The organism is Polaribacter sp. SA4-10 (genome assembly GCF_002163835.1).
Classification (GTDB): Bacteria; Bacteroidota; Bacteroidia; order Flavobacteriales; family Flavobacteriaceae; genus Polaribacter.
In genome coordinates this window covers 1,479,135-1,500,541 of the sequence record NZ_CP019331.1, presented here as the reverse complement: position 1 = coordinate 1,500,541, position 21,407 = coordinate 1,479,135, and the positions used below count along the sequence as shown (strand labels likewise).

The window sequence follows — 21,407 nt, the reverse complement described above, 5'->3', positions numbered from 1 at the left end:
ATCAGAGAATATGGAATCAGTAATTATTATAGTATTTGTAATGGGGTATTTAGCCATTACTTTAGAGCATAATTTAAAATTAGATAAACTAATACCAGCATTAATTATGATGGCTGTATGTTGGGCTTTGGTTGCTCTTGGGGTAGATAATTTTACAACTTGGTTTGATTCCAGTAAGCACGCTTTAGTAGATGGTTTTGGTGGTTTAGCACATGATGATAAACTGCATTTGGTAGAAGAAACCTTATTACATCATTTAGGTAAAACTGCTGAAATTTTAGTGTTCCTTTTAGGAGCAATGACCATTGTAGAAATCATAGATTATTTCGATGGTTTTTCTACTATTAAAGGATATGTGAACTTTAAAAGTAAAAAGAAGCTTTTATGGATGTTTTCTATATTGGCCTTTATTTTATCTGCAATTATAGACAACTTAACGGCTACAATTGTATTAATTTCTATTTTACAGAAAATTGTTAAAGCAAAAGAAGATAGAATTTGGTTTGCAGGTTTAATTATTATAGCTGCAAATGCAGGTGGCGCTTTTTCACCAATTGGAGATGTAACTACAACAATGCTTTGGATTGGAGATAAAGTAAGTACGGGAATGTTATTTACCTACTTATTTATTCCCTCATTACTATGTATGATTGTTCCTTCTTTTCTAGCAACATTTTTACCAGCATTTAAAGGAGATATTGAGTTTGATGAGAATGAAGTAGAAAAACCAAAAAGCCAACATAGTGGAAGAATGTTGTATTTAGGATTGGGATCAATTTTATTTGTTCCTGTATTTAAAACAGTAACACATTTGCCTCCTTATGTGGGAATGATGCTTTCTCTGGCGGTTGTTGCAACTTTTGCTGAAATTTATAGTCGTTCTAAGTTTTCTATGACAGATTTTAATAGTGCAGAATCCGATGAACATGCAAATCACAGTCCTGTTCACGCCTCATTATCTAAAATAGAAATGCCGAGTATTTTATTTTTCTTAGGTATTTTAATGGCAGTTGCGGCTTTAGAATCTTTAGGTATTTTATTCAACTTCGCAGATAGTTTAAAACAAGGAATTCCTTTGATGGGCTCAGAGTTAGACGGAACAGTAGTCTCAGATTTGGTTGTTATCTTATTAGGTATCGGTTCTGCGGTTATTGATAATGTTCCATTAGTAGCAGCAAGTTTAGGTATGTTTTCTGAAGGTTTAGATGATCCTTTATGGCATTTTATTGCGTTTTCTGCGGGTACTGGAGGGTCTATGTTAATTATAGGTTCTGCTGCAGGTGTTGTTGCAATGGGAATGGAGAAAATAGATTTCTTTTGGTATTTTAAAAAAATATCTTGGTTAGCATTAATAGGGTTTTTAGTGGGTTCAGCAGCGTTCGTAGTCATAAGAATGTTTGTGTAACCATCTTTAAATAATTTAAAGAAATGTCATTTTGTAAAAATACAGAATGGCATTTTTTTTTTTGAGATACAGAAACTGTTATTCTTTTTTATGAAACAATTTAAAAAAAGAATAGTCGTTATTTAAATAGAACTTTAAAAAGAAAATTGAATGATATCATTTTTTCAAGAGAATAAAGAACTTTTGGAGGCAGTTGCTTCAGAAGAAAAAACACTTTCTATCTATAAATTAATTATGGATGGAGGTTTAGGAGGGCAAATCATTATTGCGCTACTTTTTGTTTTATTGGCAGTAGCATTGTATATTTATTTCGAACGATTTTTTGCCATAAAATCTGCTTCTAAAGTTGATAAAAACTTTATGAATCAGATTAAAGATTATGTTTCTAACGGTAAGTTAGAGTCTGCTAAAGAATTATGTAATTCTACAGATACACCAACAGCAAGGTTAATTGGTAAAGGAATTTCTAGAATAGGAAAGCCTTTAGAAGATATAAATACTGCAATTGAAACTGCAGGTAAGTTAGAGGTGTATCAATTAGAAAAAAACGTAAGTGTTTTAGCAACAATTGCAGGAGCAGCACCAATGATTGGTTTTTTAGGAACTGTAATTGGAATGATAATTGCCATTCATGAAATAGCAAATGCAGGAGGACAAATAGATATTAAGTTACTTTCTGATGGTTTGTATACAGCAATGACAACAACAGTTGGAGGCTTAATTGTAGGTATTATCGCTTATGTTACGTATAATCATTTGGTGGTAAGAACAGATAAAGTTGTATATCAAATGGAAGCAAAATCTGTAGAGTTTTTAGATTTATTAAACGAGCCAGTTTAAAATGAATTTACGCGGAAGAAATAAAGTAGACCCCTCTTTCAATATGTCGTCAATGACAGATATTGTTTTCTTATTGTTGATCTTTTTTATGCTTACATCAACTTTGGTAACCGTAAGTGCAATTGATGTTTTGTTGCCAAAAGCAGGAGGGAAGACGGAGAATAATAAGTCTGTTGCAGTAACAATTACGAGTAAATCATTGTTTTATATTGATAAAACAAAGGTGAGTTCATCAAAATTAGAAAGTGAGATTTTAAGAAAAGTGGGTATCGATAAAAAGAAAACAATTATTATTAGGGGACATAAAGATGCTCCTTATAAAAATGTTATGAAAGTGATTGATATTGCAAATAAGAATAAATTAAAAATGATTTTAGCTGTAAAAGGCGGAAAATAAAATGCCTGTTTTAGACACCAAACATAAACGTAAATCGGCTGTAATTACAGTTGTTATTCTGATGCTTCTGGTATTCGGAATTTTCAATTATGGAATGCACTATTTAGATCCTCCAGAAGAATACGGGTTGGCAATAAATTTTGGAACTTCAGAAGTGGGTAGTGGAGAACCTGTTGAGAAAACAAAGAAAATTTCAACTCCAAAAGTAATTGAGAGACAAGAAGTTGTTGAAGAAGAAGTAAAAGAAATTCCAAAAGAAATCATTGAAGAAGAAATTATAACAGATGAAACAGTGAAGAATGTTCCTGTTGTTGAGAAAGTTAAAGAAGTAAAAAAAGAACCTGTAAAAGAGGTTGTTAAAAAAGAAATTCCAAAGAAAAAACCAAAACCTAAACCATCAAAAGAAACACAAGACGCTTTAAATAATTTGTTAAATGGCAATGCTGCTGATGGAAATCGAAAAGGAGAAGGAGATACTAAAGAGGCTGGAGTAAAAGGAGAAGAAAAAGGAGATGCAAATTCTTCTAAATATTATGGAAACACAGGAAGTGGTTCTGATGGAAATTATAACCTTGCAGGAAGAAAAGCTTTATCAAAACCAATAGAACGGCCAGATTGTCAAGAAGAAGGAACTGTTGTTGTGCGCATTCAGGTTGATAAAAACGGAAAAGTAATTAGTGCAATTCCAGGTGTAAAAGGTTCTACAAATACAGCTGCTTGTCTATTAAAACCTGCAAAAGAGGCTGCTTTAAAAACCAAGTGGAATGCAGATAAAAATGCGCCAACAAAACAAATGGGAACTATCATTTATAAGTTTTCTTTGTCTAAATAATCACGTATTTTTGCAGTATGAATTATCAACAAACATTAGACTGGATGTTTGCGAAATTACCTATGTATCAAAGGGAAGGTAAGACCGCATTCAAAAAAGATTTAACAAATATAGTAGCTTTTTCAAAGGAGTTGAAATTTCCTGAGAATCGGTTTAAATCAATTCATGTAGGAGGAACGAATGGCAAAGGCTCTACAAGCCATATGTTGGCTTCAATTTTGCAAGAAGCTGGGTATAAAGTTGGTTTATACACGTCACCACATTTAAAGAGTTTTACAGAGAGAATTAGAGTTAATGGAAATGAAATTCCTAAAAGAAAAGTTACTTCTTTTATAAAACAACATAAAGATTTTTTAGAGCAACAAAAACTGTCTTTTTTTGAAATGACGGTGGGAATGGCTTTTGATTACTTTGCTGATGAAAAGGTTGATATTGCTATTATTGAAGTTGGTTTAGGAGGACGATTAGATTCTACAAATATTATAAATCCAGAGGTTGTTGTAATTACAAATATAGGTTTAGATCATACGCAGTTTCTTGGCGAAACTTTACCGGAAATTGCATTTGAAAAAGCAGGTATTATAAAAGAGAATATTCCAGTTATTATTGGTGAAGAGCAAGTTGAGGTTAAGCATGTTTTTTTAGAAAAAGCGAAAGAAAGGAATTCTGAAATTTTCTTTGCTTCGGATGATGAAAAAGTGTACAAAACAGATTTGTTGGGAGCGTATCAAAAGAAGAATTCAAAAACTGCATTTGCAGCAATAAAACAACTAAAAGGTTTTCAGGTTTCAGATAAAAATATTTCAGAGGGATTTTTAGCTGTTGTAGAAAATACAACGCTAAAAGGAAGGTGGCAGATTTTACAAGAAAATCCAAAAGTAATTTGTGATACAGCTCATAATAAAGAAGGATTAAATATTGTTTTAAATCAACTGAAAAAAGAAAAGTATAAAAAACTACACATTGTTTTAGGTGTAGTTTCTGATAAGAAATTAGAAGAGGTTTTACCGCTATTTCCAAAGGAAGCAATCTACTATTTTTGCAAACCAAACATTCCTAGAGGGATGTCTGAGCAAATTTTATATGAAAAGGCATTCGTTTTTGATTTAAAAGGAAAAAAATATTCATCTGTAAAAAAAGCGTATAAACAGGCTTTAGGCAATGCAAATCAGCAAGATATAATTTATGTTGGAGGAAGTACTTTTGTTGTTGCAGAAATAATTTAAAAATAATTTTGTTTTTTCTTTGGTTAATTAAAAAAGGCTGTTATATTTGCACCCGCTAAGGGCAATTAGCTCAGTTGGTTCAGAGCATCTCGTTTACACCGAGAGGGTCGGGGGTTCGAATCCCTCATTGCCCACCAAAGTAAAATCCTTCACAATTTGTGAAGGATTTTTTTGTTTTAGACTATTCTCTAAAGGAGTAGAATAAAAACATTTTTTGTACATTCGTATCCGAAAAATAAATTAAATTTTTGTTGATGAATATTGACTTGTCTGGAAAAAAAATAGTGGTAACAGGAGGAGCAGGATTTATTGGTTCTAATCTGTGTGAAGCGTTATTAAGTAAGAATAATACAGTTGTTTGTCTAGACAATTTTTCAACAGGTAAAAGAGAGAATATTTCTACCTTTTTAGAGAATCCAAAGTTTGTATTAATTGAAGGAGATATTAGGAATTTAAATGATTGCATCAAAGCAACTAAAGGGGTAGATTATGTTTTGCATCAAGCGGCTTTAGGTTCTGTTCCACGATCTATAAAAGACCCTATTACATCAAACAATGTAAATGTTGGGGGTTTTTTAAACATGTTAGTGGCATCTAGAGATAATAGCGTTAAACGTTTTGTTTATGCTGCAAGTTCTTCAACCTATGGTGATTCAAAGTCAATGCCAAAAGTAGAAGACGTTATTGGAAAGCCTTTGTCTCCCTATGCAGTTACTAAGTATGTGAACGAATTATACGCAGATGTTTTTTCTAAAACCTATGGTTTGGAAACGATAGGACTTCGATATTTTAATGTTTTTGGTAGAAAGCAAGACCCAAATGGTGCTTATGCAGCGGTAATTCCCAAATTTGTTAGTCAGTTAATGAGAGGAGAATCACCTGTGATAAACGGAGATGGTTCTTATTCAAGAGATTTCACATATATTGACAATGTAATTCAGGCTAATTTATTGAGTTTAGTAACACACAATAAAGAAGCATTAAACACAGTCTATAATGTCGCTTTTGGTGATAGAAATACGTTGAATGATTTAGTAGGCTTTTTGAAAAAATATCTTTCAGAATTTGATAAAACTATTGCTGAAATAGCCATTAAATATGGCGAAAATAGAGTTGGAGATATACCTCATTCTCATGCAGATACCCAAAAAGCAAAACAGTTTTTAAGTTATAACCCTAAATTTTCGTTACAAAAAGGACTGAAGGAGTCCGTAAAATGGTATTGGGAAAATCTTTAATAACTAAGACAAAGACCAAGACTAAGGCTAAAGCCAAAAAAAAACACAAAAACTAAGGCAAAGACTAAAACTAAGGAATATTGAGAGATTTTAGAAAATATGATATTTGGATTGATAGTATGCAACTGGTACAAGATATATACAAGTTAGTTGCTGATTTTCCTTCAAATGAAAAGTATTCATTAACTTCTCAAATTACAAGATCAGCAACATCTATACCTTCAAATATAGCTGAGGTGCATCTAGGAATTCAGAAAAAGATTTTGCAAGGTTTTTAGAAATTAGTTTGGGTTCCGTTTTTGAGTTAGAAACACAGGTTAGAATTTCTTTTGGACTAAAATATATTTCTAAAAATAAGCTTGATGGAATTATATATAAATGTATTAGTTTGCAGAAAATAATTTATAGTTTAAGAAAAATAATAATAAATAATTAGAAAGACAATAAGACTAAGACAAACAAAAACGAAGACTAAAGCCAAAAACGAAGACAAATCAAAGCCTTCGTCTATTTCTTAGTTTTAGTCTTTAAAATCTGTATAAGTATAAAAAAAATGAATAAACAAATAAAAATAGCAGTTATAGGTTTAGGGTATGTAGGGCTGCCATTGGCAAGGTTATTTGCGACTAAGTATTCCGTTGTAGGTTTTGATGTAAATGAAAAACGAGTTTCTGAGTTGAAATCTGGCGTTGATAAAACGTTAGAAGTTGAAGAAGAGGTTCTAAATGCTGTTTTAGTAAGTTGTAACTCTAATGATAATGGCCTTTTTTGCTCTTCATCAATACATGACATTAAAGACTGTAATTATTATATCGTTACGGTTCCAACACCAGTTGATAAAAACAATAGACCTGTTTTAACGCCTTTAATTAATGCAAGTGAAACAATTGGAACGGTTTTAAAAAAAGGCGATATCGTTATTTATGAGTCTACTGTTTATCCAGGAGCAACAGAAGAAGATTGTGTACCGGTGCTAGAAGAAGTTTCTGGACTGGAATTTAATAACCATTTTTTTGCAGGATATTCTCCAGAAAGAATTAATCCGGGAGATAAAAAACATACCGTTGAAAAAATTTTAAAAGTTACCTCTGGTTCAACGCTAGAAACTGGAAAAAAAGTAGATGCTTTATATAATTCAGTTATTTTAGCGGGTACACATTTAGCGCCAACAATAAAAGTTGCTGAAGCAGCAAAAGTTATTGAAAATTCGCAAAGAGATATCAATATCGCTTTTGTAAATGAATTAGCTAAGATTTTTAATTTGATGGATATAAATACACAAGATGTCTTAGAGGCAGCCGGTACAAAATGGAATTTCCTTCCTTTTAAACCCGGTTTAGTTGGTGGACATTGTATTGGTGTTGATCCCTATTATTTGGCACAAAAAGCGCAAGAATTTGGATATCACCCAGAAATTATTTTATCTGGAAGAAGAGTTAATGATAGTATGGGGAAATATGTGGCTTCAGAAGTTGCTAAACTGATGATTCAGAAAGATATAAAAGTAAAAGGAGCAGATATTCTTGTTCTAGGAATTACTTTTAAAGAAAACTGTCCAGATGTTAGAAATACCAAGGCTGTTGATGTGGTGAACGAGCTTAAAGACTATGGCGCAAATGTTGTCGTTTTTGATCCCAATGCAAACCCAAAAGAAGTTAAGAAAGAATACCTATTGTTATCAGAAAACAAACTGCCAAATCAAAAATTTGATGCAATAGTTTTAACAGTAGCCCATAAAGAATTTAAGGAATTAGATTTACAATCACTTAAAAAAGAAAAAGCAATAATATATGATGTTAAGAATTTTCTTTCATCAGAAATAGTAGATAAATTTTTATAGTTAATGAAAAATTTCGCTTTAATAGGAGCTGCAGGTTATATTGCTCCAAGACATTTAAAGGCAATAAAAGATACAAATAACACGCTAATTGCTGCACTAGATAAATTTGATAGTGTTGGAGTTATGGATAGTTATTTTCCAAGTGCAGATTTTTTTGTTGAATTTGAGCGTTTTGATCGTCATATAGAGAAATTAAAAAGAGCAGGAACTCTTTTAGATTATGTGAGTATTTGTACTCCAAATTACTTACATGATGCTCATATTAGAATGGCTTTAAGAAGAGGAGCAGATGCAATTTGTGAAAAACCATTAGTTTTAAATCCATGGAATGTAGCTGCATTAATGGATATTGAGAAAGAATCGGGTCAAAAGATTAATACAATTTTACAATTAAGGTTGCATCCAAGTATTATTAAATTAAAGAATAAGGTAGACGCTGAGAATAAAAAAGAAAAGTATGAGGTAGATTTAACGTATATTACTTCAAGAGGAAAGTGGTATGATGTTTCTTGGAAAGGTGATGAAAGTAAGTCTGGTGGAATCGCAACAAATATTGGTGTTCATTTTTATGATATGCTTTCTTGGGTTTTTGGAGATGTTCAAGAGAATATTGTGCATTTAAGAGAAAAAGACAAAGCGGCAGGTTATTTAGAGTTTAAGAATGCGAGGGTACGATGGTTTCTCTCAATTAATGAAAATGATTTACCGGCGCAGATAAAAGAAATGGCGCAAAAAACTTTTCGTTCCATTACAATAGATGGTCAAGAATTAGAATTTAGTGCTGGTTTTACAGATTTGCATACCAAAAGTTATGAGCAAATATTAAAAGGAAATGGTTTTGGGTTGATGGATTCTGAAAAGTCAATACAAATAGTGCATGATATTAGGAGTTTGACAATTGATAAAAAAGGGGATAAGCACCCTTATGTTATTAAATAAATAATTATATATTTGTCAAAAAAAAAAGTTGAAAAAGCATGAAGAAAAAAGCAATCATCGTTTCTGGGTACTTTAACCCAATCCATAAAGGACATTTAGAATACTTTAATAATGCAAAAGCATTAGCAGATGCGCTTTTTGTAATTGTGAATAGCGATTTTCAACGAGCATTAAAAGGATCTAAAGAATTTCAAAAAGAAGATGAACGTTTGTTTATTGTTCAGAATATTAAAGCTGTTGATAAAGCAATGATTTCTATTGATAAAGATAGAACGGTTTGTGCTTCCATCGCAAATTTACACGAAAAATTCAATGAAGAGTATGACCTTGGTTTCGCTAATGGCGGAGATCAGGATAATAATTCGATTCCTGAAGCGCCAATTTGTAATGAATTAGGTATTCAATTAATTGATGGTTTAGGAGATAAAATTCAGTCATCTTCATGGTTGTTAAAAAATAAATAAGAATGAATATAGCTATAGTTGGTTCAGGTTATGTTGGCTTGGTTTCTGGAACTTGTTTTGCGGAAATGGGGAATTGTGTTACCTGTGTTGATATTGATGCTATAAAAATTGAAAAATTAAATAAAGGGATTATTCCCATTTTTGAACCTGGGTTAGAAGCGATGGTTTTAAAAAATGTAAAGAATAAAAATCTTGATTTTACTATAAACTTACCTAATGCAATTTCAAATGCAAAGATAGTTTTTATTGCTGTGGGAACACCAACGGGAGAAGATGGTTCTGCAGATTTGCAATATGTTTTAGCAGTAGCTAAATCTATAGGTGAGTCAATGAATAAAGAATTGGTAATTGTTGATAAATCAACGGTTCCAATTGGAACAGCGGATAAAGTAAAAGCAACAATACAAAAGGAATTAGATAAAAGAGGTGTTCAGTTAAAGTTTCATGTAGTTTCAAATCCAGAATTCTTAAAAGAAGGAGCAGCGATAGATGATTTTATGAAACCAGATAGAGTGGTTATTGGAGCAGATTCTGAATATGCTTTTGGTGCAATGAAACAATTATATTCACCTTTTTTTAGAACGCATGATCGTTTTATAACGATGGATATTCGCTCTGCAGAAATGACGAAATATGCTGCTAATGCTATGTTAGCAACTAAAATTTCGTTTATGAATGAAATTGCAAATATTTGTGAAAGAGTGGGGGCAGATGCAAATCAAGTAAGAATAGGTATTGGTTCAGATAAAAGAATAGGCTATAGTTTTATTTATCCAGGTGCTGGTTATGGAGGGTCTTGTTTTCCAAAAGATGTAAAAGCATTAAAGAAAATTGCTGAAGAACACGGATATAAAGCAAATTTAATAACCTCAGTAGAGGATGTTAATGACGCTCAAAAATTAGTAATTGCTCAGAAAATTGTAAAAAAGTTTGGAGAAGATTTATCGGGGTTAACTTTTGCATTATGGGGTTTGGCCTTTAAGCCAGGTACAGATGATATGCGTGAAGCACCATCAATATATGTTGTAAAAGAATTGTTGAGTAGAGGTGCAAAATTACATGCTTATGACCCTAAAGCGATTGAGGAAGCTAAAGAATGTTATTTAAAAGATGTAGAAGGGATCACTTATTATGATTCTAAATATGACGTTTTAAAAGGAGCTGAGGCTTTAATTCTTTTAACAGAATGGAAGGAATTTAGATCGCCTGATTTTGAGGAAATAAAATCTCAATTGAATTCTCCAGTTATTTTTGATGGTAGAAATCAATACAATGCATTTAATTTAGAGGATAAAGGATTTGAATATTATCAAATTGGAAAATAATTTTTTTATTAATGGATACGTCAACAAAGATATATATTGCTGGTCATAGAGGTATGGTCGGTTCGGCAGTATGGAGAGCTTTAGAAAAAAAAGGGTATACTAATTTATTAGGTAGAACCAGTAAAGAATTAGATTTAAGAAATCAAGAAGCTGTTAAAGATTTTTATACAACTGAAAAACCAGTAATTGTAATTGATGCTGCAGCTAAGGTTGGTGGTATTTTAGCAAATAATGATTTTCCCTATCCCTTTTTAATGGAGAACATGCAAATTCAGAATAATTTAATTGATGGCGCATTAAAATCAGGGGTTAATAAATTTATATTTTTAGGAAGTTCTTGTATTTATCCGAAATTTGCACCACAGCCTTTAAAAGAAGAATATTTATTAACAGATTCTCTAGAGCCTACAAATGAGTGGTATGCAATCGCTAAAATCACAGGAGTTAAGTCATGTCAAGCTATTAGAAAGCAATTTAGTAAAGACTATGTAAGCTTAATGCCAACGAATCTATATGGTACTCATGATAATTTTGATTTAAAATCTTCTCATGTATTACCTGCAATGCTTCGTAAGTTTCATGAGGCAAAAAACAATAACAATTCAGAAGTTGTTTTATGGGGAAGTGGTACTCCAATGCGTGAGTTTTTATTTGTAGATGATATGGCAGAAGCTGTTGTGTATGCTTTGGAAAATGAATTACCTGAATATTTGTACAATGTAGGATCAGGTAAAGACATTACCATAAAAGAATTAGCAGAGACAATCCAAAAAATCACAGGTCATACAGGTCAAATTGTTTGGGATGCTGAAAAACCAGATGGTACATCAAGAAAATTAATGGATGTTTCTAAGATGAAAGAATTAGGTTGGCAATATTCAACAGAATTAGAAGAAGGGATCGAGAAAACGTATACTTGGTTTTTGGAGAATATAGAAAGTATTAAAGAAGTGAAAATGTAAAATCGATTCTCGTCCACCGTCCAACGATCAACGTAACAACGAACAAAAAAATGGAATGTAAACTACAGGTTTGGAAATTAGCCCATCAATTAACTCTTGATGTATACCTAGTTTCAAAACACTTTCCTTCTTCAGAAAAATATGGGTTAACCAATCAAATAAGAAGAAGTGCTAGTAGTGTTCCAACAAATATAATAGAAGGTCAAGGAAGACAGTATAAAAAAGAGTTTATACAATTTTTATATATTGCAAAAGGGTCTTTGGAAGAAGCAAATTATCAATTGTTTTTAGCAAAAGATTTAGCGTATATTTCTAATGAAGAATATGTGAAATTATTTGAATTATGTACAAGAATTAAAATGATGTTGTATAAATTAATAAAATCACTAAAGTAAAAAAAACGATTATCGTTTGTCGTCCACCGTCAATCGTTTAACGAACAACGAACAACGAGCAACGAACAACGAGTAACGAACAACGAACAACGAACAATGAAAGTAGCATTAATTACAGGAATTACAGGACAAGATGGGTCTTATTTAGCAGAATTGCTATTAGAGAAAGGCTATATGGTACATGGTATTAAGAGGAGGTCTTCTTTGTTTAATACAGATCGAATAGATCATTTATATCAAGATCCTCATGCTCCAGATTTAAGACTAAAATTACATTACGGAGATTTAACGGATGCAATGAATCTGACGCGTATCATCCAAGAATGTCAGCCAGATGAGATTTATAATTTAGGAGCGATGTCTCATGTTGCGGTTTCTTTTGATACTCCAGAATATGTGGGTAATGTTGATGGATTAGGTACTTTAAGAATCTTAGAAGCGGTACGAATTTTAGGACTAGAAAAGAAAACAAGAATTTATCAGGCTTCTACTTCAGAATTGTATGGGGGGATGCCAGAAAATAAAAATGACAAAGGTTTTTATGATGAACTTTCTCCATTTTATCCGAGATCACCTTATGGAGTAGCTAAGATATACGGATTTTGGATCACTAAGAATTATCGCGAAGCGTATGATATGTTTGCGTGTAATGGTATTTTATTCAACCATGAATCACCAAGAAGAGGTGAAACATTTGTAACAAGGAAAATTACGCGTGCAGTAGCTAAAATTGCTTTAGGTTTACAAGAAAAAGTATTTTTAGGTAATTTAGAAGCAAAACGTGATTGGGGTCATGCCAAAGATTATGTGCGTATGATGTGGATGATCTTACAAGCAGACAAACCAGAAGATTGGGTAATTGCAACAGGTGTTACTACAACAGTAAGAGACTTTGTACGTTTTGCTTTTCTTGAAGTTGGTATAGAGGTTGAATTTAAAGGAGAAGGTGTAGACGAAAAAGCGTATGTTGTTGCTTGTAATCATAAAGATTTTCAAATAGAAATAGGTAAAGAAGTGTTGTCTGTAGATCCGTCTTATTTCCGTCCAACGGAAGTAGATTTGTTAATTGGAGACCCAACAAAAGCTAAAACAAAACTAGGATGGGTTCCAGAACATGATTTGGCTTCCTTAGTAAAAGATATGATGAAAAGTGATGTCTCGTTAATGAACAAGGATGTTGTTTTATTAAAAGCGGGTCATGAAATCTTGAAACAAGCTGAGTAAATTGATGTTATTTAGATTAAATAATTTGAATAAAAAAAAGTAAGATGAAAATTATTAAAAATATTTGTTGTATTGGTGCTGGTTATGTTGGTGGGCCAACCATGGCTATAATTGCTGAAAAATGTCCACATATTAATGTTGAAGTTGTAGATTTAAATGAACAACGCATCGCAGATTGGAATGATGCTGATTTAAGTAAATTGCCAATTTATGAACCTGGCTTAGATGCTGTTGTAAAAGTGGCAAGAAATAGAAATTTATTTTTCACTACCGATGTTGATGATGCTATTGAAAAAGCAGATATGATTTTTATTTCTGTAAATACGCCTACCAAAACCTATGGAAAAGGAAAAGGAATGGCGGCAGATTTAAAATTTATTGAATTGTGTGCGCGTCAAATAGCGCGCGTTGCTAAAACTGATAAAATAATAGTAGAGAAATCTACTTTACCCGTAAGAACGGCTGAAGCTATAAAAACGATCTTAGACAATACAGGAAATGGGGTGAATTTTCAAATATTATCCAATCCTGAATTTTTAGCAGAGGGTACTGCAGTGCAAGATCTATACAACCCAGATAGGGTGTTAATTGGTGGGGATCAAACAGTAGCAGGAAAAGAGGCGATGGAGGCACTGGTAGCAGTGTATGCAAACTGGATACCCAGCGCTCAAATTTTAACTACTAATGTATGGTCCTCAGAGTTGTCTAAACTCACCGCAAATGCTTTCTTGGCGCAACGTGTTTCTTCAATTAACTCAATTTCTGAATTGTGCGAAGTAACAGGAGCTGATGTCAACGAATTATCAAAAGCCATTGGTATGGATAGTAGAATTGGACCCAAATTTTTACAGGCTTCTGTTGGTTTTGGAGGTTCTTGTTTTCAAAAAGATATTTTAAACTTGGTATATATCGCAAAATCTTACGGATTGGATGCTGTTGCTGACTATTGGGAGCAAGTCATTATTATGAATGACCATCAAAAAAAACGATTTTCTGATAATATTATCAAGACCTTATTCAATACGGTCTCTGGAAAAAAAATAGCGTTTTTAGGCTGGGCCTTTAAAAAAGACACCAATGACACACGAGAATCTGCTGCCATTTATGTGGCAGATGGTTTGTTAGAAGAACATGCAAATGTTCATGTATATGATCCTAAGGTACAAGAGTATCAAGTATATGCAGATCTAGCATATTTAAATACGAGGGATGACATCAAAAACAAAGAATTATTAAACGTTGTAAATGACCCGTATGAAGCGGCTAAAGATGCCCATGCGATTGCTGTTTTAACGGATTGGGATGAGTTTGTAACCTATGATTGGCAGCGTATTTACGACAGTATGTTAAAACCGGCCTTTATTTTTGACGGCCGTAAAATTCTAGACAAAGAAAAATTTGAAAAAATTGGTTTTAAAATATATAGTTTAGGGAAAAGTAAATAATATGTCTGCAAATCTAAAAAACCAATTTATTAAAGGTGTTTTATGGACGGCAACATCTAATTTAGGTGCTGTAATAATTAATTTTACATTAGGTATATATTTAGCTAGAGTTTTAGGACCTGAAGCATATGGAATTATTGGAATGGTACTTGTAATAACAGGTTTTAGTAGACTTTTTTTAGACTTTGGGTTTGGTGAGGCTCTTATCCAAAAAGAAAACATTCAGGATAAGGATTATTCTACTATTTTCTGGTATAATATTATTATATCTGTAATAATTACTGTTTCAATTTATTTTTCCGCGAATTTTATTGCCGAGTTTTATAAAAATGTGAAACTCATTCCTTTTGCAAAAGTAATGAGTTTTATTGTCCTAATTAATAGTATTGGGATGGTTCAAAAAATTAAATTAGAAAAAGAAATGCGTTTTAAAGAAATTGGAATTTCAGAAATTCTAAGTTCTTTCATAAGTTTCAGTTTTGCAATATTTTTTGCGTCTATTGGTTATGGTGTTTGGTCACTTGTAATACTGCATCTATTAAAGCCTCTTATATATGCTGTTGTAATTTGGTGGTTTTCTAAATGGCTTCCTTCATTTATATTTAGTTTCGCTTCAATAAGGAAACTTCTAAAGTTTAGTTTCGCTATTTTTATTAATGGAGTTTTTGGTACTATTGCTTCTGTTATTGATAAAGTCTTAATTGGTCGTAATTTAGGAGATTTAAATTTAGGTATTTATTCTAAATCGTTATCAACAGTCCGAATGCCTGTAAATACAATTATGTCTGCGATTGGTAGAGTTATTTATCCTGTTTTTTCTAAAATTCAAAATGATACTCAAAGAATATTTAATATTTATTGTCAATTTCTTTTAGGAGTTTCAAGTGTCATTTTTCCTTGTGCAATTATTTTTTATATTTTTGGAAGTGATATTGTTAATTTGGTTTTTGGTTCTAAATGGGTAGAGATGATTCCCATTTTTAAGATTATGTCATTAGGGATTGTTGTATTACCATTTAACATTCTAATTGATAGTGTTGTTAAGTCAATAGGAAAGGCTAAATATTTAAATTTTATTACATTTTATGAAAAACCGATAACTATAATATGTTTGGTTATAGGTGTTTATTTAGGCGAATTATATTATGTTGCAATAATGGTTAATGTAGCTTTATTTATTAATTTTTTTTTAAAATCATATATAATGATTTTATCATTAAAAAAATCATTAATCAATTTAATGATGTATCATGTTAAATCTTTTAAAATACTAGTTATACCTGGTGTTAGCCTATTCTTACTTCACATAATTGGTTACAATGAGAAAAGTTTAAAACTAATTGTTCTTTTGCTTTCATTTTTTTTATCATTTTTTATTTTTAGAAATCAAGTAATTTTTCCTTTTGTAAAACTTTACCATAATTTTAAATCAAAATAAATAATGATTATGAAAGATAAAGTGTCCATAATAATACCTGCGTTTGATGCTTCAAAATTTATAGTTGAAACTATAGATTCAGCGATGCAGCAGCTACATAAAAATATAGAAATTATTATTATTGATGACGATTCTAAAGACAATACTTGGGATATAATTAAAAGTTGTAAGGATAAGCATCCAGATTTGATTAGAATATTTAAAAACAAGAGAAAAGGTGCTTGTGCGGCAAGAAATTATGGTTTTGAACTGAGTACAGGAGATTATATTCAATATTTAGATGCAGATGATATATTGCATCCTTCAAAAATTGAAAATCAACTTCAATTATTTGAACAATTTGGAGATGAGATTATAGTAAGTGGTTATTGGGGGCGTTTTTATAATACTATTGATACTGTAAAGTGGGGAAATCAAGTAATAAATAAGAATTATGACGCCCCTGTAAATTGGTTAATTGATAGTTGGAATGGAAATGGAATGGGGCAAACCTCTATTTGGTTAACAACTAGTCGCTTAATAGAGAGTTCTGGACCTTGGAATGAGAAATTATTAATTAATCAAGACGGAGAATTTTTTTCTAGAGTGTTATTAAATGCAAAAGCTATTAAATTTTGTGAAGGAGCAAAAGTATATTATAGGTCTGGTAATTTAAATAGTATAACCCGTAAAAATAATTTTGGTGAGTTTAAGGCAATTTCGTTATTGCATTCTTATAATTTATACGAATCAAATTGTAAGGATTATATAGATAGTAATAGATTGAAAAAAGGTTTAGCAAATAATTATATGAATTTTATATATGAATTTTATCCACTGTTTCCTAAGTTATTAAAGAGTTCAGAAGATAATTTTTACAGTTTGGGCTTTAAAAAAATGTGGCCAGTTGGGGGATATAGATTTAAGAAACTTGCTAATATGATAGGCTTTAAAAATGCGTTGGTTATTAGAAATGGTATTAATAAAATTAATTTAAAAATATAATTTCTATGAAAGTTAATATATCAGTTGTTGGACGTTTCCACGCTTTTGATTTGGCAAAACAATTGCAAAGGAACAATGTTTTAAATTTATTAAATACCACCTATCCGAAATTTATAGTGAAACGCTGGGGAATTGATAAAGCAAAGATTCGAAGTAATTATTTTTTAGAATTCTTAAATCGATTTGTTCAAAAACATGTTCCATTTAGTTTTAAATCAAAAATAAATATATACGTAAAGGTTAAACAGGCTAAGAGCAATATTAAAGATTTAAAGACAACGGATATCCTTATAGGATGGAGTGGTACAAGTTTGGAGGCTTTTGTAGAAGCTAAGAAAAATAAAAACATAATTACAATTCTAGAAAGAGGAAGTAGCCATTTTTCATATCAAATGAAAATTCTAGATGAAGAATTTACTCTGTTTGGAAAACCTTTTAAGCCTGATTATAAAACTTGGCAACGCGAATTATTAGAGTATGAATTGGCTGATTATATCTCAATACCTTCCAGTTTTGTAGAAAGAACCTTTTTAGAATACGGATTTCCTAAATCAAAACTATTATTGAATCCTTACGGAGTTGATTTAACTTCTTTTAAACAAATTCCTAAAGAAGATAATGTTTTTAGAGTAGTTTATGCGGGTGGTTTTACTCTTCAGAAAGGAGTTCAGTACTTATTAAAAGCTTTTTATGAATTAAATTTACCAAATAGTGAATTAATTCATCTAGGAAAAATTAATGATGAAACGAATGAATTAATTGATAAATATAGTTGTGACAAGATAAAATTTATGGGACATCAAGAACAATCTAGCTTATACAAATTTTATTCTCAAGGTAGTGTATTTGTAATGATGTCTATTCAGGAAGGCATGGCAATGGTGCAATTACAGGCAATGGCCTGTGGGTTGCCTTTGATTTGTAGTGATAATACTGGAGGAGAAGATCTCATTACAGAAAATGGCAAAGAAGGTTATGTTATTCCAATTAGGGGTGTTGAAGCATTAAAAGAAAAGTTGTTATTTCTTTATGAGAACCCAGAAAAAACAAAAAAAATGGGTGAGGCTGCTAAAAACAGAGTTGCTAAGGGTTTTTCTTGGGATGATTATGGAGATAGGTATGTAAATAATTTAAATAAAATTCAGCATATAGATGAAAACTAAAAGTGTCTTTATTTTAGCTACAATAGGGTCTTTCACTGGGCTTCCTCCAGTAAAGCAGTTGCATAACTTTTTAAAGGAGTATGGGGAAATAACTACAATACAAAATACATTTAATGGTTTTACTGATTTTTTAAAAACAGCAAATAATAGATATATAATTCATCATTATAATTCTAGTAAAGATTTTAACAATCAGTCAGTACTACAAAAGATTTTTAAATATTTAAAACTTACATTTTTTTTATTTTTGACGATTGTTAAAAATTATATAAAAAAAAAGGAAATCATAGTTTATAGTTTTGATATTTATACTATTTACTTAAGTATGCTTCTTAAGTTGAATAATATCAAAATAATTTATCATCAATTTGAAATGATAGAAGAGGGAAAGCAAAGTAAATTTGATGCTTTCTTATTATCAAGAATAAGCCACAATTTTCATAAAATTGATATTGCTATTTTTCCAGAATATAATAGAATGGAATATTTTAAAAGTCTTTTAAAAGCCTATGAAGATGGTCAATTTATGATCTTACCAAACACAAATAATAATTCAGGTAATATCAATATACATAAAGAAAGTAAAAAAATAAGGGTTACTCATATTGGTGCAGTAGGGACTAATCATCACATATCAAATTATTTAAAAGCGATTAAACAATTGCCTATAGAAGATTATGAATTTTGGTTTGTTGGATTGTTAGATTCTGAAGTTTTTAAATTAATAGAAAATGCTCACTTACAAAATATTGTACTTACAGGACAAATAGCTCATGAGAAATTAGCAGCTATTTATTTAAGTACAGATATTGGAGTAATTTTATATAAAGACATCTCTTTAAATCATAGATTTTGTGCTCCCAATAAACTTTATGAATATTGGTCATATGGTATTCCCGTTTTAGGTGATAAATTACCAGGTTTGGAATCCGTTTTTATTAGTAAAGACTTAGGTATGTTAGTTGATATGAATGCCTCAGATCAAATATGTTTGGCATTTGAACAATTAGGACTGCGTAGTAAAGAAAAGTCTCAACAAATAAAAACACTTTTTGATTCAACCTATCATTTAGATGTTTTTACAAATGAATTAAAAGAAAATTTAAAAATATAGTAATATGAAAATAACCTTTATAATTGGTACAAGGCCAGAGCTAATTAAAGTAGCTCCTGTAATATTAGAATTAAAAAAACATAAGGTTGATTTTGATATTGTGAATACTGCACAACATAAAGATTTATTAGATCCATATTGGGATACATTTGGTATTGAACCAACCATCGTTTTAGATGTAATGGTTGCAGGCCAAAGTTTATCTTCCCTTACAGAAAGAGCAATTAATGCAATTCAATCTTATATTGATACTGTAGCGGTTAAACCAACTATTATTTTAGCACAAGGTGACACTACTACAGTTATGGCTGCTTCATTGGTTAGTTTTTATAATAAAATTAAGTTTGCTCATTTAGAAGCAGGACTTAGAAGCTTTGATTTTGACAATCCTTTCCCTGAGGAAATGAATAGAAGAATAGCTTCAATTGCGGCGGAAATGCATTTTTGCCCTACGGAAGTTTCAAAAACAAATCTTTTAAATGAAGGAATTGATGCAAATAAAATATTCGTAATAGGAAATACCGTTGTAGATTCTTTGAATTTAGTTGTTAACAATGATAATTTTAAGAATTTAAAATGGTTGAATTTAGATTTAGATAAAACAGAAAATTACGCTAAAAAAGTATTAATTACCTGTCATAGGCGAGAGAATCATGGAGATAATTTATCAAATATAATTGAGGCTGTACATGAATTAGCAATGTCAAATAAAGACACAGTATATGTTTGGACATTGCACCCAAACCCAAATGTAAGAGGTAAAGTACTAGACTCTAAATTAAGTAAGCTAGATAATGTAATTTTGGTAAAACCGCTAGAGTATTTAGACTTGCTGAAAATGTTAAATATTTCATTTTGCGCAATTTCAGATTCGGGGGGTATACAAGAAGAGGCTCCTTCTTTCAATACACCTGTTTTAGTATTAAGAGAGACTACAGAACGACCAGAAGGAGTTACCGAGGGAGTTGCGTTTTTAGTAGGCTCAGATTGTGAAAAAATAGTAAAAAAATATAATGATTTAAAAATGAATCCTCCTGTTTTTACAAAAAATCCTTATGGTGACGGATTTAGTAGTTCTAAAATAATTAGGCATCTCATTAGTAAATAAATAAAAATGGTACAAAACATTTACTTTAAAGGTTTAAATGGAATAAAAAAGGTGTTGAACCTATTTCAGTAATTATGCCAATGCATATAAATGGAAGTAGCTTCTTTTTAAATTATGATTGATTAATAGATGCTATTAACGAATTAGGAGTAAAGTTAAATATGAAAGTTCTAGATTATATTAAGAATGAAATGATTTATTATAAAGAAGACTTTTATAATAACGGGAATTTAAATAGTTTTGGTGCAGAACAGATAGCAAAAAAAATGGAAATAGTATAAAAAATTAAAATATGAAAACACTAATATTAGCAGGAGGATTTGGATCTAGAATAAGTGAAGAAACCGATTTAAAACCAAAGCCAATGATAGAAATTGGCGGAAAACCAATACTTTGGCACATTATGAAAATGTACTCTGAACATGGACTAAATGATTTTGTAATACTTTTAGGGTATAAAGGATATGTAATTAAAGAATATTTTTCCAATTATTTTTTACACCAAAGTGATGTTACAATAGATATGACTTCAAATAGTATGGAAGTGCATAATAATTCTTCTGAGCCATGGAAAGTTACGCTAATAGATACTGGAGCAAATACAATGACCGGAGGAAGAATTAAAAGAGCTGCTAAATATGTTGGAAATGAACCATTTTTGTTAACATATGGAGATGGAGTTTCTGATGTTAATATCTCAGAATCTATTAAGTTTCATAAAAAGCACTCAAAGTTAATAACAATGACTTCTGTGCAACCAGCAGGTAGGTTTGGAGCATTAGATATTAAAGATGACAATAGTGTTACCTCTTTTATAGAAAAGCCAAATGGAGATGGGAACTGGATTAATGGCGGCTTTTTTATTTGCCAACCAGAGGTTATGGATTATATTGATGGTGATTCAACTGTCTTTGAAAAAGAACCACTTGAAAAATTAGCAAAAAAAGGAGAATTATATACATATAAGCATTATGGTTTTTGGCAATGTATGGATACCTTGCGCGATAAAAATTATTTGAATGAACTTTGGGATACTGATAAAGCTCCTTGGATTAACTTAAAATAAAT

20 protein-coding genes, 1 tRNA gene and 1 pseudogene are annotated in these 21,407 nt (G+C 30.9%); all 22 read left to right on the top strand.

What is annotated here, in order from left to right; all coding sequences use genetic code 11:
- Positions 1 to 10 precede the first annotated feature (10 nt).
- Positions 11 to 1,405 carry a sodium:proton antiporter NhaD gene (gene nhaD, locus BTO04_RS06595; RefSeq protein WP_087563749.1) on the top strand — a complete coding sequence of 465 codons (1,395 nt, stop codon included), beginning with the start codon at positions 11 to 13 and terminating at the stop codon, positions 1,403 to 1,405.
- A gap of 150 nt (positions 1,406 to 1,555) precedes the next feature.
- The gene (locus BTO04_RS06590; protein WP_087563748.1) at positions 1,556 to 2,245 is read left to right on the top strand and encodes a MotA/TolQ/ExbB proton channel family protein; all 690 of its coding nucleotides are present in this window, start codon (positions 1,556 to 1,558) and stop codon (positions 2,243 to 2,245) included.
- 1 nt (position 2,246) lies between these two features.
- Complete coding sequence (locus tag BTO04_RS06585) at positions 2,247 to 2,642, top strand: biopolymer transporter ExbD (protein ID WP_087563747.1); 396 nt, start codon at positions 2,247 to 2,249, stop codon at positions 2,640 to 2,642.
- 1 nt (position 2,643) lies between these two features.
- Positions 2,644 to 3,474 carry an energy transducer TonB gene (locus BTO04_RS06580; protein ID WP_087563746.1) on the top strand — a complete coding sequence of 277 codons (831 nt, stop codon included), beginning with the start codon at positions 2,644 to 2,646 and terminating at the stop codon, positions 3,472 to 3,474.
- A gap of 17 nt (positions 3,475 to 3,491) precedes the next feature.
- Positions 3,492 to 4,700 carry a folylpolyglutamate synthase/dihydrofolate synthase family protein gene (locus tag BTO04_RS06575; protein ID WP_087563745.1) on the top strand — a complete coding sequence of 403 codons (1,209 nt, stop codon included), beginning with the start codon at positions 3,492 to 3,494 and terminating at the stop codon, positions 4,698 to 4,700.
- Positions 4,701 to 4,759: 59 nt separating this feature from the next.
- Positions 4,760 to 4,837 (top strand) — tRNA-Val (locus tag BTO04_RS06570).
- Between the two features lie 117 nt (positions 4,838 to 4,954).
- The gene (locus tag BTO04_RS06565) at positions 4,955 to 5,938 is read left to right on the top strand and encodes an SDR family oxidoreductase (protein WP_087563744.1); all 984 of its coding nucleotides are present in this window, start codon (positions 4,955 to 4,957) and stop codon (positions 5,936 to 5,938) included.
- Between the two features lie 119 nt (positions 5,939 to 6,057).
- A pseudogene (locus BTO04_RS06560) lies at positions 6,058 to 6,374 on the top strand (four helix bundle protein).
- Between the two features lie 117 nt (positions 6,375 to 6,491).
- Positions 6,492 to 7,778, top strand: coding sequence for a nucleotide sugar dehydrogenase (locus BTO04_RS06555; RefSeq protein WP_087563743.1), 1,287 nt, complete (start codon positions 6,492 to 6,494; stop codon positions 7,776 to 7,778).
- 3 nt (positions 7,779 to 7,781) lie between these two features.
- Positions 7,782 to 8,717, top strand: a complete 936-nt coding sequence (locus BTO04_RS06550; RefSeq protein ID WP_087563742.1) for a Gfo/Idh/MocA family protein — start codon at positions 7,782 to 7,784, stop codon at positions 8,715 to 8,717.
- A gap of 38 nt (positions 8,718 to 8,755) precedes the next feature.
- Positions 8,756 to 9,181, top strand: coding sequence for an adenylyltransferase/cytidyltransferase family protein (locus tag BTO04_RS06545; RefSeq protein ID WP_087563741.1), 426 nt, complete (start codon positions 8,756 to 8,758; stop codon positions 9,179 to 9,181).
- A 2-nt stretch (positions 9,182 to 9,183) separates the two neighbouring features.
- Complete coding sequence (locus BTO04_RS06540) at positions 9,184 to 10,506, top strand: UDP-glucose/GDP-mannose dehydrogenase family protein (RefSeq protein ID WP_087563740.1); 1,323 nt, start codon at positions 9,184 to 9,186, stop codon at positions 10,504 to 10,506.
- An 11-nt stretch (positions 10,507 to 10,517) separates the two neighbouring features.
- Positions 10,518 to 11,468, top strand: a complete 951-nt coding sequence (locus tag BTO04_RS06535) for a GDP-L-fucose synthase (protein WP_087563739.1) — start codon at positions 10,518 to 10,520, stop codon at positions 11,466 to 11,468.
- A gap of 50 nt (positions 11,469 to 11,518) precedes the next feature.
- The gene (locus BTO04_RS06530) at positions 11,519 to 11,863 is read left to right on the top strand and encodes a four helix bundle protein (protein WP_087563738.1); all 345 of its coding nucleotides are present in this window, start codon (positions 11,519 to 11,521) and stop codon (positions 11,861 to 11,863) included.
- Between the two features lie 96 nt (positions 11,864 to 11,959).
- The gene (gene gmd, locus BTO04_RS06525) at positions 11,960 to 13,087 is read left to right on the top strand and encodes a GDP-mannose 4,6-dehydratase (RefSeq protein ID WP_087563737.1); all 1,128 of its coding nucleotides are present in this window, start codon (positions 11,960 to 11,962) and stop codon (positions 13,085 to 13,087) included.
- Between the two features lie 44 nt (positions 13,088 to 13,131).
- A complete protein-coding gene (locus BTO04_RS06520) occupies positions 13,132 to 14,532 on the top strand; it encodes a nucleotide sugar dehydrogenase (protein ID WP_087563736.1) in 1,401 nt (466 codons plus the stop codon).
- Position 14,533: 1 nt separating this feature from the next.
- On the top strand, positions 14,534 to 15,970 hold the full coding sequence (locus BTO04_RS06515; RefSeq protein ID WP_087563735.1) for a lipopolysaccharide biosynthesis protein: 1,437 nt from the start codon (positions 14,534 to 14,536) through the stop codon (positions 15,968 to 15,970).
- 9 nt (positions 15,971 to 15,979) lie between these two features.
- A complete protein-coding gene (locus BTO04_RS06510; protein ID WP_157662439.1) occupies positions 15,980 to 16,954 on the top strand; it encodes a glycosyltransferase family 2 protein in 975 nt (324 codons plus the stop codon).
- A gap of 5 nt (positions 16,955 to 16,959) precedes the next feature.
- Complete coding sequence (locus BTO04_RS06505; RefSeq protein ID WP_087563733.1) at positions 16,960 to 18,117, top strand: glycosyltransferase family 4 protein; 1,158 nt, start codon at positions 16,960 to 16,962, stop codon at positions 18,115 to 18,117.
- Positions 18,107 to 19,231, top strand: coding sequence for a glycosyltransferase (locus tag BTO04_RS06500; protein ID WP_087563732.1), 1,125 nt, complete (start codon positions 18,107 to 18,109; stop codon positions 19,229 to 19,231). Before BTO04_RS06505 ends, BTO04_RS06500 begins: the two co-directional genes overlap by 11 nt.
- Positions 19,232 to 19,235: 4 nt before the next feature.
- The gene (gene wecB, locus BTO04_RS06495; protein WP_087563731.1) at positions 19,236 to 20,339 is read left to right on the top strand and encodes a non-hydrolyzing UDP-N-acetylglucosamine 2-epimerase; all 1,104 of its coding nucleotides are present in this window, start codon (positions 19,236 to 19,238) and stop codon (positions 20,337 to 20,339) included.
- Positions 20,340 to 20,631: 292 nt separating this feature from the next.
- The gene (rfbF, locus tag BTO04_RS06490) at positions 20,632 to 21,405 is read left to right on the top strand and encodes a glucose-1-phosphate cytidylyltransferase (protein WP_087563730.1); all 774 of its coding nucleotides are present in this window, start codon (positions 20,632 to 20,634) and stop codon (positions 21,403 to 21,405) included.
- The last annotated feature ends 2 nt before the right edge of the window (positions 21,406 to 21,407 follow it).

Coding starts and splice junctions, on each gene's coding strand:
- nhaD (WP_087563749.1), top strand. CDS start 11: ATGGAATCAGTAATTATTATAGTATTTGTAATGGGGTATTTAGCCATT.
- BTO04_RS06590 (WP_087563748.1), top strand. CDS start 1,556: ATGATATCATTTTTTCAAGAGAATAAAGAACTTTTGGAGGCAGTTGCT.
- BTO04_RS06585 (WP_087563747.1), top strand. CDS start 2,247: ATGAATTTACGCGGAAGAAATAAAGTAGACCCCTCTTTCAATATGTCG.
- BTO04_RS06580 (WP_087563746.1), top strand. CDS start 2,644: ATGCCTGTTTTAGACACCAAACATAAACGTAAATCGGCTGTAATTACA.
- BTO04_RS06575 (WP_087563745.1), top strand. CDS start 3,492: ATGAATTATCAACAAACATTAGACTGGATGTTTGCGAAATTACCTATG.
- BTO04_RS06565 (WP_087563744.1), top strand. CDS start 4,955: ATGAATATTGACTTGTCTGGAAAAAAAATAGTGGTAACAGGAGGAGCA.
- BTO04_RS06555 (WP_087563743.1), top strand. CDS start 6,492: ATGAATAAACAAATAAAAATAGCAGTTATAGGTTTAGGGTATGTAGGG.
- BTO04_RS06550 (WP_087563742.1), top strand. CDS start 7,782: ATGAAAAATTTCGCTTTAATAGGAGCTGCAGGTTATATTGCTCCAAGA.
- BTO04_RS06545 (WP_087563741.1), top strand. CDS start 8,756: ATGAAGAAAAAAGCAATCATCGTTTCTGGGTACTTTAACCCAATCCAT.
- BTO04_RS06540 (WP_087563740.1), top strand. CDS start 9,184: ATGAATATAGCTATAGTTGGTTCAGGTTATGTTGGCTTGGTTTCTGGA.
- BTO04_RS06535 (WP_087563739.1), top strand. CDS start 10,518: ATGGATACGTCAACAAAGATATATATTGCTGGTCATAGAGGTATGGTC.
- BTO04_RS06530 (WP_087563738.1), top strand. CDS start 11,519: ATGGAATGTAAACTACAGGTTTGGAAATTAGCCCATCAATTAACTCTT.
- gmd (WP_087563737.1), top strand. CDS start 11,960: ATGAAAGTAGCATTAATTACAGGAATTACAGGACAAGATGGGTCTTAT.
- BTO04_RS06520 (WP_087563736.1), top strand. CDS start 13,132: ATGAAAATTATTAAAAATATTTGTTGTATTGGTGCTGGTTATGTTGGT.
- BTO04_RS06515 (WP_087563735.1), top strand. CDS start 14,534: ATGTCTGCAAATCTAAAAAACCAATTTATTAAAGGTGTTTTATGGACG.
- BTO04_RS06510 (WP_157662439.1), top strand. CDS start 15,980: ATGAAAGATAAAGTGTCCATAATAATACCTGCGTTTGATGCTTCAAAA.
- BTO04_RS06505 (WP_087563733.1), top strand. CDS start 16,960: ATGAAAGTTAATATATCAGTTGTTGGACGTTTCCACGCTTTTGATTTG.
- BTO04_RS06500 (WP_087563732.1), top strand. CDS start 18,107: ATGAAAACTAAAAGTGTCTTTATTTTAGCTACAATAGGGTCTTTCACT.
- wecB (WP_087563731.1), top strand. CDS start 19,236: ATGAAAATAACCTTTATAATTGGTACAAGGCCAGAGCTAATTAAAGTA.
- rfbF (WP_087563730.1), top strand. CDS start 20,632: ATGAAAACACTAATATTAGCAGGAGGATTTGGATCTAGAATAAGTGAA.